This is a genomic window from Paenibacillus sp. 1781tsa1 (genome assembly GCF_024159265.1).
Classification (GTDB): Bacteria; Bacillota; Bacilli; order Paenibacillales; family Paenibacillaceae; genus Paenibacillus.
Window position 1 is genome coordinate 2,765,608 of record NZ_JAMYWY010000001.1, and the last position, 17,763, is coordinate 2,783,370.

Annotated in this window: 13 protein-coding genes; 10 read left to right on the plus strand and 3 right to left on the minus strand. The window is 46.1% G+C overall.

Annotated elements, in window-relative coordinates:
- Nucleotides 1-49 precede the first annotated feature (49 nt).
- The 7 genes from NKT06_RS12560 to infC all read left to right on the plus strand — a co-directional run bounded on the left by NKT06_RS12560 (nucleotide 50) and on the right by infC (nucleotide 8,628).
- A complete protein-coding gene (locus NKT06_RS12560; protein WP_253434453.1) occupies nucleotides 50-2,323 on the plus strand; it encodes a putative PEP-binding protein in 2,274 nt (757 codons plus the stop codon).
- Nucleotides 2,324-2,439: 116 nt separating this feature from the next.
- Complete coding sequence (locus NKT06_RS12565) at nucleotides 2,440-4,377, plus strand: LTA synthase family protein (RefSeq protein ID WP_253434456.1); 1,938 nt, start codon at nucleotides 2,440-2,442, stop codon at nucleotides 4,375-4,377.
- A 246-nt stretch (nucleotides 4,378-4,623) separates the two neighbouring features.
- Nucleotides 4,624-5,631 carry an LLM class flavin-dependent oxidoreductase gene (locus NKT06_RS12570; protein WP_253434459.1) on the plus strand — a complete coding sequence of 336 codons (1,008 nt, stop codon included), beginning with the start codon at nucleotides 4,624-4,626 and terminating at the stop codon, nucleotides 5,629-5,631.
- 101 nt (nucleotides 5,632-5,732) lie between these two features.
- Complete coding sequence (locus NKT06_RS12575; RefSeq protein WP_253434461.1) at nucleotides 5,733-6,485, plus strand: metallophosphoesterase family protein; 753 nt, start codon at nucleotides 5,733-5,735, stop codon at nucleotides 6,483-6,485.
- A 101-nt stretch (nucleotides 6,486-6,586) separates the two neighbouring features.
- Nucleotides 6,587-6,910, plus strand: a complete 324-nt coding sequence (locus tag NKT06_RS12580) for a (2Fe-2S) ferredoxin domain-containing protein (protein WP_253434464.1) — start codon at nucleotides 6,587-6,589, stop codon at nucleotides 6,908-6,910.
- A 170-nt stretch (nucleotides 6,911-7,080) separates the two neighbouring features.
- Entirely contained in the window at nucleotides 7,081-8,013 is a 933-nt protein-coding gene (locus NKT06_RS12585; RefSeq protein WP_253434468.1) for a manganese-dependent inorganic pyrophosphatase, read from the plus strand.
- 123 nt (nucleotides 8,014-8,136) lie between these two features.
- Nucleotides 8,137-8,628, plus strand: a complete 492-nt coding sequence (infC, locus tag NKT06_RS12590; RefSeq protein WP_062834021.1) for a translation initiation factor IF-3 — start codon at nucleotides 8,137-8,139, stop codon at nucleotides 8,626-8,628.
- A gap of 187 nt (nucleotides 8,629-8,815) precedes the next feature.
- On the opposite strand, the gene NKT06_RS12595 is transcribed toward infC, so the two are convergent.
- Complete coding sequence (locus NKT06_RS12595; RefSeq protein WP_253434471.1) at nucleotides 8,816-9,640, minus strand: protein-glutamine gamma-glutamyltransferase; 825 nt, start codon at nucleotides 9,638-9,640, stop codon at nucleotides 8,816-8,818.
- Nucleotides 9,641-9,911: 271 nt separating this feature from the next.
- Between NKT06_RS12595 and NKT06_RS12600 the strand changes: the two genes are divergently transcribed.
- The gene (locus NKT06_RS12600; RefSeq protein ID WP_253434474.1) at nucleotides 9,912-12,659 is read left to right on the plus strand and encodes a PAS domain-containing hybrid sensor histidine kinase/response regulator; all 2,748 of its coding nucleotides are present in this window, start codon (nucleotides 9,912-9,914) and stop codon (nucleotides 12,657-12,659) included.
- A gap of 49 nt (nucleotides 12,660-12,708) precedes the next feature.
- On the opposite strand, the gene NKT06_RS12605 is transcribed toward NKT06_RS12600, so the two are convergent.
- Nucleotides 12,709-12,921, minus strand: coding sequence for a cation:proton antiporter regulatory subunit (locus NKT06_RS12605; RefSeq protein WP_253434477.1), 213 nt, complete (start codon nucleotides 12,919-12,921; stop codon nucleotides 12,709-12,711).
- 119 nt (nucleotides 12,922-13,040) lie between these two features.
- A complete protein-coding gene (locus tag NKT06_RS12610; RefSeq protein WP_253434480.1) occupies nucleotides 13,041-13,796 on the minus strand; it encodes a hypothetical protein in 756 nt (251 codons plus the stop codon).
- Nucleotides 13,797-14,403: 607 nt separating this feature from the next.
- Between NKT06_RS12610 and NKT06_RS12615 the strand changes: the two genes are divergently transcribed.
- Complete coding sequence (locus NKT06_RS12615) at nucleotides 14,404-16,098, plus strand: M3 family oligoendopeptidase (protein ID WP_253434484.1); 1,695 nt, start codon at nucleotides 14,404-14,406, stop codon at nucleotides 16,096-16,098.
- Nucleotides 16,099-16,339: 241 nt separating this feature from the next.
- Entirely contained in the window at nucleotides 16,340-17,491 is a 1,152-nt protein-coding gene (locus NKT06_RS12620; protein ID WP_253434488.1) for an iron-containing alcohol dehydrogenase, read from the plus strand.
- The last annotated feature ends 272 nt before the right edge of the window (nucleotides 17,492-17,763 follow it).

The window sequence follows — 17,763 nt, forward strand, 5'->3', positions numbered from 1 at the left end:
TTAGGTTGCCTTTGAAGCTAGCCATGTAATGGCAGATGGGAGCGCTGTAATGACGAAACGGGTAGTTCTATTGGAAGAAGGTACGGCAGAGATGAAAGGGCTGATGGGTAGTAGAGGGGCTGGACTTGCAGTGTTGCTTCAGGCAGGTTGGCCCGTTCCGGCCGGGTTCATTGTAACAAGGGAAGGCTGTCGCGCGTTCGGTACCCGTCTTGGACATCTTTCCACAGAAGAAATTCAAGAGATTGGCAGCGCAGTTCGGCATTTGGAGGAACAAACAGGGAAATACTTCGGCGATTCTTTATCCCCGCTGCTGCTTGCCGTGAGGTCAAGTGAAGTAAGTTCCCGTGATATGGAATCCCTGGCTTTGCTTCATGTGGGACTGAATGATGTGACGGTTGAGGGGCTCGCCAGGCAAACCAATGATCGACAGTATGCACTTAATTGTTATCGAATTTATTTGCAGGATTATGGTCAGCTAGTACATGGCATCTCGTATTCCCTATTTGAAGAGAAATTGGGTGACTTCTTGATCCTCGATGAAGCGAAGCTGGAATTCGCCATTGCAGAATATAAGCAATTAATAGAAGATATAGGGCTTCATCCATTCCCTCAAGATGTTCAATTACAATTAAAAGAAGCGATTCGTGCGGTTACTCATACACAACGTTCACCTCGGCTCAACTCCCAACAAGAACACTTTCTACAATCCACTCCACGCTCAGGGGATTATCAAGGGGCTCCGGCTCTTATTCAGGTGATGGTCAATGGTGAGCAAGGTGAACGTAGCGGCAGCGGCACGGTATATTCCCGTCATCCGGGTACGGGGGAAAGAGGCATGACAGGCGAGTACACTGCAGCTGCTGTTTCCCCATCACAGGATCAAGGATTGGGTCCGTTGCGGAGAGTAGAACCTGAATTATATGGGCTCCTGTTGGAAGCCTGCAGCTATCTGGAGAATTGTATGGGAGAAGTTCAAAAAATCCAATTCATTATTGATTCAGGCGAACTGTATTTTCTGCATGTCAGTCCAGCGTGCTTAAGTGCTAAGGCGGCTTTGCGGAGTACTATTGATTTTGTGCATGAAGGGATGATCACCAGAGCGGATGCCCTATTGCGTATTGAGCCATGGCATGTGACGGAAATGTTGAATGGGTTCTCAAGTGGCACACCGGAGCTGCAACTTCTGCTCGAATGGTCGGATGACATAAAGGAACTGATGATACTCTCCAATGTAGATCATCCGCAAGACGCAATTACAGCACGGATACTGGGGGCTGAGGGAATCGGATTATGCAGGACGGAACACATGCTGTTGTCACCTGCGCGGCTACCTTTTGTACAGAAAATGATTCTGGCTGATAGTGAATCCGAGCGCAGGAGAGGGTTGGAGCGTCTGTTACCGATGCAACAGTCTGACTTTGAACAGCTGTTCGAAGCGATGGATGGATTCCCGGTAACGATACGTTTGCTCGATTCGCCGTTGCATGAACTGCTACCGGATCTGGGAATGTTGGAGAAACGACGTGAATGGTTACTAGCAGAGGAGCCGCAGGAACAAGGAGACGGTCAGATTGAACTGGAGCAACTGGAGCGCGTCATTCGCAGAGTCAGTGAATTGCACGAACACAATCCTACACTTGAGCAACAGGCTTGTCGGCTGAGTATGGTGTTCCCGGAAATTATGGATATGCAGCTTGAAGCAATATTCCGTGCAGCAGTGAAAGGCATCCGTCAAGGCTGGTGGGTACGCCCCGAGATTATGATCCCGCAGATCGGTCATGTGCATGAACTTCAAGTGATGAGAGATCTGGTGGATCATGTGGCTGACCAAGTGCTTGGTGAGGAGAAGCGGCATTGTCTGTATAGAGTTGGGGCGATGATCGCAGCTCCGAGAACGGCGCTGACGGCGACTCACATTGCTCGCCAGGCAGACTTTTTCACATTTGGCACGGATGAGCTGACAGAGATGACGTTTGGATATAGTCGCCAAGAAGCCGAGAAGCGATTCCTTCAACGTGATACGGATTCTCGTATAGTAACGAATAATCCTTTTGATGTGCTCGATATTGAAGGAGTCGGACAACTGATCGAGATGGCGGTAGTCCAAGGTCGAATTCGAAAACCTCATCTGAAAACAGGGATCTGCGGAGAGAATGTGGCTGATCTGGAGTCGATTACGTTCTGCCACCGTATTGGTATGGATTACGTTAGCTGCTTGCCTGAACAGATCCCTTATGCCCGAATTGCAGCTGCACAAGCAGCCATTAAGGGACAGAGAGAGGTCGCGAACACACAGAATGCAGATATATCCACCATTGCGTAAACCCTCACCTTGTCTTGCACGGAACTTCCATGGAATAGCAAACAGAAAACTGTTATACTGAAATATGCGTTTTGTAAAGGGAACGTAAAATTTCAGGGTAAGGGTTGAAAGCGACCATGTATAATTCCAAAAACGAACGAACTTCATCACGGACTTTATTCGCCGTGTTATTCATTCTTATGCTGTTGAAGCTGTCACTGTTGCGGTATTTCTTTTTCCAGGGTCTGTCCGGCATCGGTCTGTTGACCGACGCATTAGGTGCATTAACGTTGGTATGCCTACTGGATCTGATCGTGCCCAAAGGCTGGAAGCGAGCCATTTATGGTGGATTTAATATTCTGTTTTCTCTACTTCTGTTCGCGGCAACGCTGTATAATGTTCATTTCAGTTCGGTACCCACATATACCGTGCTAGGTGAGTTAGGTCAGGTTGCGCAAGTGCGGGGCAGTATCGGACCTCTGGTACGACCGGAACACTTTCTGTTTTTTGCAGACATCATATTGGCACTGCCAATATGGTTGATTATGCGCAGACGTGCAGGTGGGTGTAACCGCAGCAGTTACCGCGATAGCGGTCTGACGTTTGGCAGAATTCGCAGACGTTACTGGGGCAAACTCGGTGTTGCGCTTACCGCTGCATTCTGCATCGTGCTGTCAGGCAGTTTTATTGTCAAAGGTGAAACGATTGATAACGAACTGGTTCGCGCCGAGAATCTCGGTTTTCTGAACTACCAGGTCTCGTCTGCCATTATGACAAGCAAAGAGAATGAGGCCATTGCGAATGGCAACATTAACGAAACGATTGCCAAGATCAATGACCTGGTTAGCAAGTATCCGTATCAGGATAAACCGAGTGACGGCACAGCCGTGAAGGCCAAATATTTTGGTCAGGCCAAAGGCAGCAATCTGATTGTACTGCAATTGGAGTCCTTTCAGAATTTTCCGATTAATGCTTCATTGGACGGTCAGGAGTTAACGCCGGTATTGAATGATCTGGCGAAAGAAAGCTATTATTTCTCTCATTTTTTCCAACAGATCGGACAGGGAAACACATCAGACGCTGAGTTCATGTCGAACACGTCTATCTATCCAACCGGCGTTGTTCCCATGTCGGCAGGGTATAGTGACCGTGAACTGCCGAGTCTTCCGAAGTTACTGGGCAAAGAAGGATATGAGTCCGAGACGTACCACGTCAATGACGTTACCTTCTGGAACCGTAACAAAATGTATCCGGCTCTCGGATTCACTCGTTACTTCGACAAGCCGAGCTTCGAGAATGACAAGTTTAATGATTTTGGACCATCAGATGAAGAGTTGTACCGTGTAGGCGTGGAAAAAATGACTGCGCATCAGGCTGCAAATCAGCCGTTCTATGCTCAGTTCATTACGGCATCCAGCCACTCGCCGTTTACGATCCCCGCTGATCGTGCACGAATCACGATTCCTGCAACCATCACGAACAAACTGCTTCACGATTATCTGCAAGCGATCAACTATACGGATTATGCCATAGGTCAACTCATTAATGAGTTGAAGGCGAATGGATTATGGGATAACACAACCTTAGTGCTCTACGGAGACCACTTCGGTCTGCCTGCTGACGAAGAGATTACACAGCAGATTCAGGCTAATCTGGGCGTCCCTTATGACGGTAAAGTTAGTCGATTCAACATTCCGTTAATGATCCACACGCCCAAACAGACCAAAGGGCAAGTCATTGAGCAGCCAGGCGGTCAGCTGGATATGTTACCAACAATCATGAATCTGATGGGCGTTCCGCTCCAGGATGAGAAGTTCACAGCCTTCGGGCATGATCTGCTCAACATGGATCATAATGCCTTCGGTATCCGGTATTACTTGCCGACGGGTTCATTTGTCAACAATGACATCATGTTTATTCCGGGTGCAGGGTTTGATGATGGAACAGCTTACTCACTCAAAACGTATGAGCCTGTAACGGATTTGGAACCTTATCGTGCCGACTATGAACATGTGCTCAGCCTGATGAAACTGTCGGATGAGTATGTGAAGTTGTTACCGAAACGTGCGCCATAACTGATTTTTCTGCAATAGGTTAGATCTCAACGCTAGATCCAAACGTCACCAGTTCAAAAGCTGGTGGCGTTTTTTGCATGTTTCTTGCACAAGTGTGGTAATAAAGAGGATAACTAAAGTTTGAAACTGTAATAATTAATGTTACAATGGAACAAGCAAGAATGAAGTGAGCAATAGCGTGTAACATCCGCAAGAACTCATATTCACAGAGATCAAGAACCTAACAGATGAGAGGATTGAATATATATGAAACTGAGTGTACTCGAACACGGACATATCAATGAAGGACGGAGTGTGCAGGATACGTTGCAGGAAACGGTGAAACTCGCGCAGCATGCGGATCAATTGGGATACTCCCGCTTCTGGATGTCGGAGCATCACGGTAGTGGTGCGCTGTCTTTTTCTAGTCCTGAAGTTATGATTGCACATGTGGCTGCACATACGGATCACATTCGGGTAGGTTCCGGTGGAGTCATGTTACCTCATTATAGTGCCTATAAGGTTGCAGAGAATTTCCGTCTGCTGGAAGCTCTGCATCCGGGGCGGATTGACCTTGGGATTGGCAGAGCACCAGGCGGAATGCCAATTGCCAGCAGAGCGCTGAACGAAGGCAAATCATCGAATGTACAATTCTTCCCACAGCAGATTGCGGATCTGGGCGGATACTTCCACGAGCAATTGCCTGAGGATCATCGGTTTGCATCACTGGTAGCCGGACCATCGGTTCCAACGGTACCCGAAGTGTGGTTGCTGGGTTCCAGCTCCGAAGGTGCCAGAATTGCAGCTGCGCAAGGGACATCGTATGCGTTTGCCCAATTCTTCGGGACACCAGGCGGCGAAGAAGCAATGAAACATTACCGTAGACATTTTAAGTCGTCCATCCTGAATGACAAACCACATTCCATGATTGCTGTCTCGGCATTCTGTGCAGAGACAGAAGAAGAAGCGGCTGAACTGGCGCGCAGCAATGAACTTTTCTTCCTGCGCCTCGGACGAGGTCTTGAACAAAGTTCCTTCCCATCCCTGGAGACGGTGAACAACTATCCATTCACAGCGATGGAGATGGAACAGATCCGTCAACGTCGTTCTTTTTCCATCGTGGGAACACCGGATCAGGTGAAAGACAAAATTACCGCTATGGCTGAACATCATGAAGCAGATGAAGTCATTATTGCATCAGCGGTCCATTCGTTTGAAGCACGTCTGCGCTCATTCGGCTTGATTGCAGAAGCCTTTGGACTCAAGCAGGACTAATGGTGAGCAAGCGGGAATAACTACTCTGAACAGACTGGAATCTTGCTCATGCAAGGTTCCGGTTATACTCTTGCGTGATCAGGGAGAGGAGAGGGATTCACATGCGCAGATGTGTCATTAGTGATATTCATGGCTGTTACGATGAATTTAATGCACTGCTTAAGCTTGCAGATTATAATCCGCAGCAGGATGAATTGATTTTACTCGGTGATTATGTGGATCGAGGTCCAAGCAGCAAACAAGTCATCGAACAGATTATGCAGCTTCAGCAACAGCACCATATTATTGTGATCAAAGGCAATCACGATGTCATGATGGTGAAGGCGCTTACCCAGGATGTTGAGCAATATGATCAACACTGGATTCGTAATGGCGGACTACAGACGATGGCAAGCTATCTGGATCAGGAGATTACTTATGATGAGCAGCAGATAGATTGGGAAGCTTATACTGAAGCCAAAAAGTGGATACGTACACACTATGAACACCATCTTCGTTTTCTGGAACAGCTTCCGCTGGTGTACGAAATTCCGGGTTATATTTTTGTGCATGCAGGGATCAACCCGGATATCGAGGATTGGAGAAACCAGTCCGAGCGGGACTTTATTTGGATTCGTGAATCATTCTATTCCAGACCAACGACGATTAGAGAGACGGTCGTATTTGGACACACACCCGTGAAGCATTTGCATGATGAAACAGGCATTTGGTTTGACCCGAGCGGAGACAAAATTGGCATTGACGGTGGTTGTGCCTACGGAGCGCAATTGAACCTGCTGGAGATTAGCGAGGATGGCAGTCTACAGACCTTTTTTGTACGGCAAGGCCAGAGCGCGGAAGAGCCTGAGATTTAATGTTTTCGTTGCGTATCAGGGATTCGTATGCTAATTTATAAGGTTGTACGATGGAATAAATAGGATACATATCATATCGACTTGAGGGGAATGAAGCAAGTTTGGCTATCTATAATCTGGATCAACTGCAACATCACATTTTACTCTGTAATGGTGGAACTTGTATGCGTAACGATGGGGAAGAAGTAACTCAGGCGGTACGGGACGAGATTGTTAAGCAGCAGGCGGGAGGATTCATCCATACGACTCGTACCAAATGTAATGGTCAGTGTGACGATGCATGCGTGACGATTGTGTATCCGCAGGGTGACTGGTATGGCCAAATGACACCGGATTCAGGCAGAGCGCTGGTACAGGCCTTGTGTGAGGGCGAGAAATTGGAGAAACACCTGATTGCTAATGTGGCCAAGACCTCTGTAAATTAGAATTACAGAGAGGGTATTGTTTTTTTCTAAGATGACTTACCTGAGAATGATTTGCAATCAATTTGCTGTAACGGGATTGGAATTAAGCCTTATTAGCGCTATAATCAGTAGGGTATGTTTAAAATATGACATGTATTATTCTAAATGAGAACTGACGGAGGGCTATAAATATGGAGAAAGCGTTAATCTTCGGTCACAAAAATCCCGACACGGATACGATCTGTTCGGCAATCGCCTATGCGGATCTGAAAACAAAATTGGGTCAGGACGTTGAAGCTGTTCGTCTTGGCGAAGTCAATGGTGAAACCCAGTTTGCACTGGATCAATTCAAAATTGCAGCACCACGTCTGATTAAAACAGCTGCAAATGAAGTAAACAAGGTTATTCTGGTTGACCACAACGAGCGTCAGCAAAGTGTAAGCGATATTGAGGAAGTGACAGTCGTTGAAGTTATCGACCATCACCGTATTGCTAACTTTGAGACAAGCGGACCTCTGTATTTCCGTGCAGAGCCTGTAGGTTGTACAGCAACCATTTTGAATAAAATGTACAAAGAAAATGGCATCGAAGTGAGTGCGCCAATTGCTGGCCTGATGCTGTCTGCCATTATCTCCGATTCCCTGTTGTTCAAATCCCCGACTTGCACAGAGCAGGACGTTGCCGCTGCACGTGAACTGGCTGTCATTGCTGGTGTAGATGCAGACAGCTACGGTCTGGACATGCTGAAAGCCGGCGCGGATCTGAGCCAAAAAACAATTGCTGAACTGATTTCCCTGGATGCCAAAGAATTCGTAATGGGTCAATCCAAAGTGGAAATTGCACAGGTTAATGCCGTTGACGTGAATGATGTTCTCGTGAAGCAACCTGAGCTTGAAGCAGCCATTGAAGCGATCATTTCCAGCAAAGGTCTCGACCTGTTCGTATTTGTCGTAACAGACATTCTGAACAACGATTCCGTAGCTCTGGCATATGGCGCATCCACCAAAGCTGTGGAGAAAGCCTACAATGTGACGCTGTCTGATAGCAGAGCACTCTTGAAAGGCGTAGTATCACGCAAATCACAAATTGTACCGGTTCTGACAGAAGCATTCAACACGCTATAAATCGGACGGACGGATTGGCGTATTCGTACGCTGATAGGTACTACAAATAATAGCAACACCATCCTAGCCTGCTCTGATCCTTAAATGGTCAGGACAGGCTTTTGATGTAGAGGAGGAAGAATCATGATCAAAAATGAAAAAATCAAAGCAGCCGAAGTGCAGCTTACCGGATTGAACGGTGAAGATCTGGGCGTGATGTCCACGCAGGAAGCTCTTCTACTTGCGAAGCAGCATAAAGTAGATCTGGTGTGCTTGTCCTTGATGACCAGTCCGCCTCCATGCAAGCTGATCGGCGCAGGAGCAGCCAAAGCGGAAGCGCAGCAGGCGAAGAAAAAAGCGAGTAAATCCCCTGATAAACGAAAAGTAAAAGAAATTCGATTGAACCTTGCGATGGAGGATCATGACCGGGATACCAAGCAGTCTCAGGCGGAACGCATCCTGAAGAAAGGTGATTCGGTAAAACTCGTCATCCAGGTGCATGGAGCCAAAGAGGGAGCTGCTGGCAAGGAATGGGCAGAGCAACTGAGCAAATCGCTGGCTGAATTCGGTAGTAAAACGACGGGTGTTCAGGTAAGTGGTAAGCAGGTTGTTGTGCAACTGGACCCGAACGCGTAAATTGCCAGACGATTATTGAGGTAGCATATGGGTAAGGCCAATGTGGATACAGTAATGACTATTTGAATGTGAGGAAAGCCCAATGAGATGGCAGGGTAACTGCTGCACCATTGGGCTTGTTTGTGGTCACTCGGATAGAAATATCATGGATGCAATTCAATGCGTAGGCCGTTTCCGTTCCAGTAATTCAGCTGCGTAAATAACGACTGCCACCAAGGCGTACATATAACTGTCCAGGTAATACAGGTGTAGAACCAGCGGCAACATTATTCTCGCTGTTCTTGGCGAATCGAGATAAATAAAAGAAGTCCGGATAGATAACCATATCCATTAAGTAGGCGGAGACCCGGCTACCTGGAACGCGGAACTGATTCAGGGTGCGTATAATTTCTTCGCCTCGTGCAATACCAATGCCGTGTCCATAATACCAGTTCTCGCGCAGCATAATCGTATTCTCTCCCTGCCATTCGGGAGTTTCGGGAGAGACATCCGGATTTTTGAAATACAGCACATCTCCTGGAAGGGCGGTTTCACTGCCGTTTTTTTCAGTTAATCGCAGGTCGCTGTCATAATGCCAGTCAAAGAGTAACAGATTTCGAAACAGTGAGTTAAAGGAATCTTCGCGAATGCTTCCCAGTACGCCACCATAGAGCACAATGACAGTGGCTGTTGCACATTCAAAGGCATATAAGTGCCCATTCCTCCAGATATCCCGGATGCCGTCGGCGGGTGTCACGTTTGATTTTAGCTCGAACCCACCCTCTGCATTACGATTCCAGTAGGCAGGATTACATCTGGATTTTTCAAAGGATGCAAAACTCACCCCGCTTCGATCCAGTCCTTCTGCTGCATCCACGAGCGAGCCTCTCAATTCCCATTCAAATCGAAGATGATCCATGGATTGGTAAACATATCTCGTTGGACGATTCTGAAGTTGCTGTAACCAATACCATTCAAAATCAGACCATTCCGAGCGGTTAAGCTGGGCGGGTTGATTTGCGACAATGATCATTATCCATAACCTCCATTCCTGTTTGAATATTCAACATTGTATAATCAGGAGAGCACGAGTATTGTGTAGTATATGACGTGATGTGTTCGAATTGGTATGTACACATTGAACGTTCTCAGCTTCCAAGATTAAAAATGCAATTCATAAGGACATTTTGTCTGATCTCGTTTATAAATCATGGCATTTGGGGTAGTACTCTATAGATGAAGTTATGTTCAAGCGGGTCTATTCATACGGAATACAATCAGATTCTCATAAAGGAGGACACGTGATGTCGAAATCCATTACAGAGAGCCGATCTCTGTTCGAACAATTGTATACGCATGCACCAATCGGCATTGCTGTCGCATCGCATGTAAATGGAAAGTGGTTGCAGCTTAATCCTGCATTTTGCGAGATGCTTGCATACAGTGAAGAAGAACTGCTCGATACTTCGGTCGTACATATGATCTACGAAGAAGATCTGCACATGGAGGAATTCCGCAGCAAGTTCTGGGAAATGACCCATAAAACAAGTGAGATGTACGAGACGGAGGTTCGCCTGAAACGCAAGGACGGTTCGTTATTATGGGCAACCATTAGAGCGTGCATCGTACGAGATGAAACGAGTGGTGAACCTTTGTATCTGCTCGTACAAGCTGCTGATATTACGAAACAAAAAGATGCAGAGGAAATCCTTATTGTGCAACGTAAGCAATTGGAAGAGAGCAGTCGCATCTCGCGGCTACTGGCAGAGTCTTCACTGGACCTGATTGCAATACATGATGTCGATTCTAATCGTACATTTAAATATGTATCGAATGCATGCAAGAGCATGCTCGGCTATGAGTTGGAAGAAGTTATAGGTAAGCCGGGAACATTCGTTATCTGTCCGGAGGATGTGCCTTTGGTTGAAGCGTATATGGAAGAGCAGAGAAGGGGTCTGGCTCCCAAACGGCTCAGTTATCGCCTGCAACATAAGGACGGATCTACGGTGTGGGCAGATACCATTACACATTATGTCTATGACAGTGCAGGTGAATTGTTAGAACTCGTCGCTGTAACCCGGGATATCACAGCCAGCCAACAACAACAGTTAAGCATGCAGGAGTACAGATCATTATTTGACTGTAATCCCCTAGGTGTGGCTTCTCTTGATCTGGAAGGCAATCTGCTGAAAGCCAATGTGGGTCAGGAACAATTGACGGGACACAGCAAGGAGGAGCTGTTGAGCCGACCTTTTGATCACCTCATTGATCCTGTGGATCTGGAGAAAACTCGATATCATTTTGAGGAAACGGTGAAGGGCACTGCACAGAGCTATGAGATAGGCTTGATTCACAAAAATGGACAGCGAATTGAAACAAATGTGATTAATGTTCCTATTATACTTAAGGATAAAGTTGTAGGCGTCTATGGCATTACCAGTGACATAACAGAGTCCAAACGTTACGTCGAGGAAATCGAGAATCTTAGTTATGAACGGGCATTGATTTTGAATGGCATGTCAGAGGGTGTTATTGGACTGGACCTGGAAGGGAATCTGAACTTCGCCAATCCGGCCGCTGCGGAGATCATGAACTTCTGTCCAAGTGAAATGAACGGCAAACCCCTTGAACAGATGATGATCCAGATGCAGAGCGAAGGTATCCCTTACCCATCCAAGGATACACCAATTCTACAGGCTGTTCGTGAGGGACGAGGTCTGCCGCGTACCGAATCCGTTTTTTGGAGGCAGGATGGGTCCAGTTTCCTGGCGGAGTTCCAATTGAAGCCGATTATGGATCAGGGTAGAACCCGAGGGGCAGTTTTGGTCTTCCGTGATATGACATCTGTGAAGGACATCATACGTGCTAAGGAAGCAGCAGAGCATGCAGACCGAGCGAAGTCCGAGTTTCTAGCTATCATGAGTCATGAGCTTCGTACACCATTGAATGGCATCATGGGCATGGCCCATCTATTAATGGAAACCGAGCTGGATGATGAACAGAAAGGCTTTGCAGAAATCATGATTGATAGCGGCGAATCTCTTTTGTACATTTTGAATGAAATCCTGGATTTTAGCAAAATCGAAGCAGGCAAAATGGATCTTGAGCGCGCACCTGTAGATATTAAGGCAATGCTGGGTGGAGTGATTGAACTGTTTGCGCTGAAGGCCTCAGAGAAAAATATTGAACTCTTTTGTGAAGTGTCGGATCACATTCCTGAGCGAATTCGGGGGGATGAGACACGAATCCGGCAGATTCTGATTAATCTGGTGGGTAACGCTGTTAAATTCACAGAGCGGGGTCGTATTCAGGTGAGCGTAGGTGCTGATTTTTCAGATGAGCATGGTCGGGACAACCTGATGTTGACCTTTAAGGTGAGAGATACAGGAATCGGTATTCCAACAGAAAAGCAGCATCAGTTGTTCCAATCCTTCTCACAGCTTGATCCGGCCATCAATCGCAAGTTTGGCGGGACAGGACTGGGGCTTGCGATTAGCAAGAAACTGGTGGAATTAATGGGTGGAGCGATTGGCGTACAGAGTGAGATCGGTGAGGGGGCAGAGTTCCAGTTCACCCTCGTAGTTGAGCGTTGGCAAGAGGAAAATAGTGACCCGATCGAAATCACCCAGAATGATGAACTGCAATTGGATCGAGCCAGTCTTGCCCATGACCTCAAAATATTGATTGCTGAAGATCAAGCGGTCAACAGTCATCTGTTGGAGGAGATGCTGCGCAAGTTTGGCGGAGTATGTGATATCGTTGAGAATGGGGCACAGGCCGTCGATTCATTGAACAAGGTTCAATATGACCTGGTGTTTATGGATATTCAAATGCCAGTTATGGATGGGATTGAAGCGACCTGTCGGATCAGACAGACCCACCCAGAAGTACCGGTTATTGCAGCGATTACAGCTTTTGCAGGTGCTGGTGACCGGGAGGAGTGTCTGAAATGCGGGATGCAGGACTTTATCAGCAAACCATTCCATTCCACGGAGATTAGCCGCGTACTCAATACATGGGTTCCATATATTCGCTCACAAAGGGTGACGTAACAGAAAAATAACCTGTGCCTTGAATTCAAGGTACAGGTTATTCTGTCATTTACGACCAGCCTCCGATTAACCCGGAAAGGGTTACGCATTCGTCATCTTCCAAATCTGCAATCAGAGTGAGTTCTTCGTTGTCGTGTGGATCAACGGAGAATAATTCACGGCGTCCGTCCTCATGTACAATAATGACTAACTGATGGCCGCCCTTTGTATCAAACTGGTACTTAACTCCGATACCAGGTAGTGGGCATTCGCGGATATTCATGAAACCTGTCACCTCTTTAGCTTTGCTGAATAAAAAATTAACCGTTCACACAGTACGGATGTATTCTACTATCCATAACACCGTTTGGCAAGTCACAAATAAAATTGGTGTGAAAGAAATTAATTTTTTCCGCGAAGTGATCTTGCACTACGGACCTGTCTGGCCCGTCTGCGACGAACAAAAAACCAAATGAGCAGAGCAATGATGAGTAATAGGCCAACGACTGCAATGATGATGATGTTCCGAATATTAGGAACCTGTACAGTCAGATCCAGTTTATTCATCTGGAGGGGGGAAACGTGCCAAATGAGCGTTTTTCCGCCATCCTCTACCTGATCCGCATTGGAATCGGCTGCCTTGATGGGCAGAGACAACTTGAAGTCAAAGTTAACATCTTTTAACAAGAGGTTCTTAAGAAAGCTAGGTACCTTGTTAATCTGATTTTTGATCTCACCATCCGGCATGGACTCCATGAGGTCGGCTTCTGCTGTAATGTGTATTTTGGAAGTGAAGAAGCCGGGCGTAGTTGATTGTTCAACCTTGATCCCTTGTGGTAACTCGGATGTATCAAAGCTGGTCGTATTGTTTTTTTCAAAATGAGTGGTCGCTGTGAGTTGCTTCTGATCGCCCTGTTCCGAAACCTCTGCCTGGAAGTTATTTCGATTCAATGCATCTGCGATCAGAGGCATGAGATTGTCTTGTCCAATCTTTCCAAGAGCGGAGTTCTTTACGTTGAGATTGAGATCCAGATCCGTTGATCCGTCCATATTCACCGTTAGATGGGCTTCTCCATCCGCACAGGCGGTTAAAACAGATAACATAAGGGCTAGTAAAATAGTAAGAAATAGCTGACGTAAGGGGATGCGAGTTGACATGTCTTTCAACCTTTCTGCGTAAAAATCCAAATTCCATTTCATAGAAGTATAGTATACACCGTAAGCATGGCGGATGAAACTTTGAACCGTGTAGTGAGGTATGTATGATTTAGTGCGCTAGGGGAAATAATCAATATATTAAAATTAAAGATTTCGTATTTTTGTCAATGTTCGGTCAATTCAAATGGCGCTTCACCGTGTACACTAGTAGTAGTGTGATGAATATACGGAAGCAGGGAGGTTACATTCATGACATATATCATTATTATGGCCGTTATTATGGTCGTGGGCATGGTCGGAATGGGCTGGTTCTATCAGATTATGGATAAAGACCAAAGCTAGTATTTTTTAAATCTGAAAAGAAGAGAGACAACCTATAAGCTGGCTTCGCTAATGCGAGGCGGGCTTATTTGTGTGTCGAAAATTTTTGAAGAACTGACCTTACATTATCATGTAATATATGTAACTAATAATGCTATACAAATTTGACCGATGGACAAATATTTTTCGTAAAGATGGGATTTTTTAGCTGCTCTTTTGTATAATAGGGGTTAGTTTAACTCGGGATACTCTCGAGATTCTGCCAAACAGGAAAGGGTGTACATAAATGAAATTTAGTGAGTATACGTATACACGTCCGAATCTGGAACACATCAAGACATCTTTCCGTGATCTGTTGAGCGGTTTTGAAGCTGCGACAACGGTTGAGGAACAGAGTGGGTTCATGGATCAGATTAATGCGCTGCGCAGTGACTTTGAGACGCAAGCCCAACTGGTCTACATCCGTCATTCCATTGATACCAATGATGAGTTTTACAAAGCAGAGAACGAATTTCTGGATGAAAATGCACCGATTGTGCAGGAATATATTACGGATTTTTACCGTGCACTGGTTAACTCGAAATTCCGCAATGAATTGGAGCAAAAATGGGGTTCACAGCTGTTCCAGCTGGCGGATCTTTCACTGAAAACTTTCAGCCCGGAAATTATTGAAGAACTCCAGAAGGAGAACAAACTTTCCACAGAATACAATCAGCTGATCGCTTCGGCTAAAATTCCGTTCGAAGGTGAAGAGCGCACGTTGCCACAACTTCATCCATTTGAACTGTCCACGGATCGTTCCATGCGTGAGCGGGCTTCGGAAGCCAGATACACGTTCATGGCTGAGCATGAGGCTGAATTCGATCGCATTTACGATGAACTGGTTAAAGTACGTACACAGATTGCGAAGAAACTGGGATATCCAAGCTATGTGGAACTCGGCTATGATCGTATGAACCGTACGGATTACAACGCGGAGATGGTAGCCAACTTCCGGGCACAAGTTCGCGATTATATTGTACCTGTAGCGACGAAGCTCAGAGAGCGCCAGCGTAATCGAATTGATGTGGATACACTGTATTATTACGATCAGGGCTTCAGCTTCAAGACGGGTAACCCGACACCTAAGGGTGACGCGGACTGGATTATTGAAAATGGTAAAAAAATGTACGCTGAATTATCGCCAGAGACGGATGCATTTTTCCAGATGATGACCGAAAACGAGCTTATGGATCTGGTAAGCAAAAAAGGTAAGCAGGGCGGCGGATATTGTACGTTCCTGAACGACTACAAAGTGCCGTTTATCTTCTCCAACTTCAACGGTACATCCGGTGATATCGATGTATTGACACATGAAGCAGGTCATGCTTTCCAGGTGTATGAGAGCCGTGATTTTGCAGTGCCTGAATACAATTGGCCGACATATGAATCCGCTGAGATTCATTCCATGAGTATGGAGTTTTTCACATGGCCGTGGATGCAGTTGTTCTTTAAGGAAGATACGGACAAATACAAGTTTGACCACCTGTCTTCCGGTCTGTTGTTCATTCCGTATGGTGTAGCTGTGGATGAATTCCAGCATTTTGTATATGCGAACCCGGATGCGACACCAACGGAGCGTAAGCAGGCATGGCGCAACATTGAGAAGACCTATCTGCCACACATCAATTACAAAGATAATGCTTATCTGGAGCAGGGTGGTTTCTGGCATAAGCAGGGTCATATTTTCTCATCGCCATTCTATTACATTGACTATACGCTGGCACAAATCTGTGCATTCCAGTTCTGGAAACGCAGCAACGAAGATATGAAGTCCGCTTGGGCCGATTATCTGACATTGTGCAAAGCGGGAGGAAGCCTATCCTTCACCGGATTGGTTGAACTGGCTGGATTGAACTCACCATTTGAGAACGGTTGTGTTTCCTCCGTAATTGGAGATATTGAGGCATGGCTTGACGGCGTGAACGATAAGGCGCTGTAAGCCTTTGTAAGGATGTTTTTAGTGAAAGCATGAGTAAGGTACAAGTAGTAGATAAAGTTTAAGATTGATAAGTAAGACGGCTTGGAGACCTTCGGGTGTCTGGGTCGTCTTTTTCATTACGGGTAAAAATCAACCTCAGTGTAACATTTATCGTGTTCATTGTGATTTATTTCACTATATCTGAAAACGGATTCAGTTACAATGTAAATAGTAAATCAGGGGTTACAGGAGGCTGGTTCAGATGGCAACACATGCATATTATGTTCCGCCCGTGAACTTGATGGGTAGAGGGTGTTTACAGGAAGCAGGCCAAATGATTGAACAGATGGGTATCCGCAAAGCACTCGTGGTAAGTGATCGTCAATTGATTACTTCAGGCGTTGCAGAGCAGGTACTGTCTATATTAAGAAAATCAGGGTTAGACTATGTCGTATATGATGAGGTTCAGCCTAATCCAACATGTCAGAATGTACATGACGGACATCAATTATTCCAGGATCATGGCTGTGACGCCATTATATCGATAGGCGGAGGTTCACCGCAGGATGCTGCCAAAGGTATTGGCATTGTAGCTACGAACGGTGGGCATATCCGTGAATATGAAGGATTTCATCAATCGAAACATAAGTCCGTGCCACTTGTGGCTGTTAACACAACGGCTGGCACATCGAGTGAGGTGACAATGAACTACGTGATTACAGATGAGGAACGTAAAGTGAAGATGGTGATGGTGGACCGTAATAGTCTGGTCTCCCTGTCGGTTAATGATCCGGAGTTAATGCTCAGCAAGCCAGCAAGTCTCACAGCGGCCACGGGAATGGATGCATTAACCCATGCCGTGGAAGCGATGGTTACGCCTGGTGGATTTACAGTGACAAGTGCGACAGCTGCTGCAGCTGTTGAACTGATCTTTGAATATTTGCCAAGAGCCGTGAGAGACGGCAGTGATCTGGAAGCGCGGGAACATATGACGTACGCATGTTTCCTTGGCGGGATTGCTTTTAATAATGCGGGCCTTGGGTATGTTCATGCGATGGCGCATCAACTGGGTGGTGTATATGATCTGCCGCATGGCGTATGCAACGCAATGTTACTCCCTTATGTGGAGGAGTTAAACGCCAAGCATGTACCCGGCAAATTCCGTCATATTGCCAAAGCGATTGGTATGGATGTGAAGGGTAGAAGTGATGAGGAGTGCTCCGATTACGTCATTGAGGCCATCCGTCAGCTATCGAAGGAAGTCGGGATTCCTGAGAAACTGTCTGAACTGGGTGTGGATGATCCGGATGTGGAATTGCTTGCGGATAACGCAATGAAAGATGCCTGTGCACCAGGCAATCCCTATCAACCGTCCAAGGATGAAGTGATGGAGCTGTTCCGCAAAATTATATAGACTGTTTCAGAAACGGATACGCCAAAGTATGATCTTGTTGAGCTAGAGGATCACGGACCAAGCAGGGTCCAAAATTAACAGACAAAATGAGCCGGGATTGAAAGTCGGCTTTTTTGTCATGTAGTCCATTGTTTTTACTTATTTTTCCACTTAATGATTGTACAAAAACTAAAGGATTTTGCTTCTCTATTATCGAATACAATATGAATAACAGCGGCACGAGAAAGGGTGATCTTACCCGCAACTTGATGTCGATGTTTTCCAGTAAGATT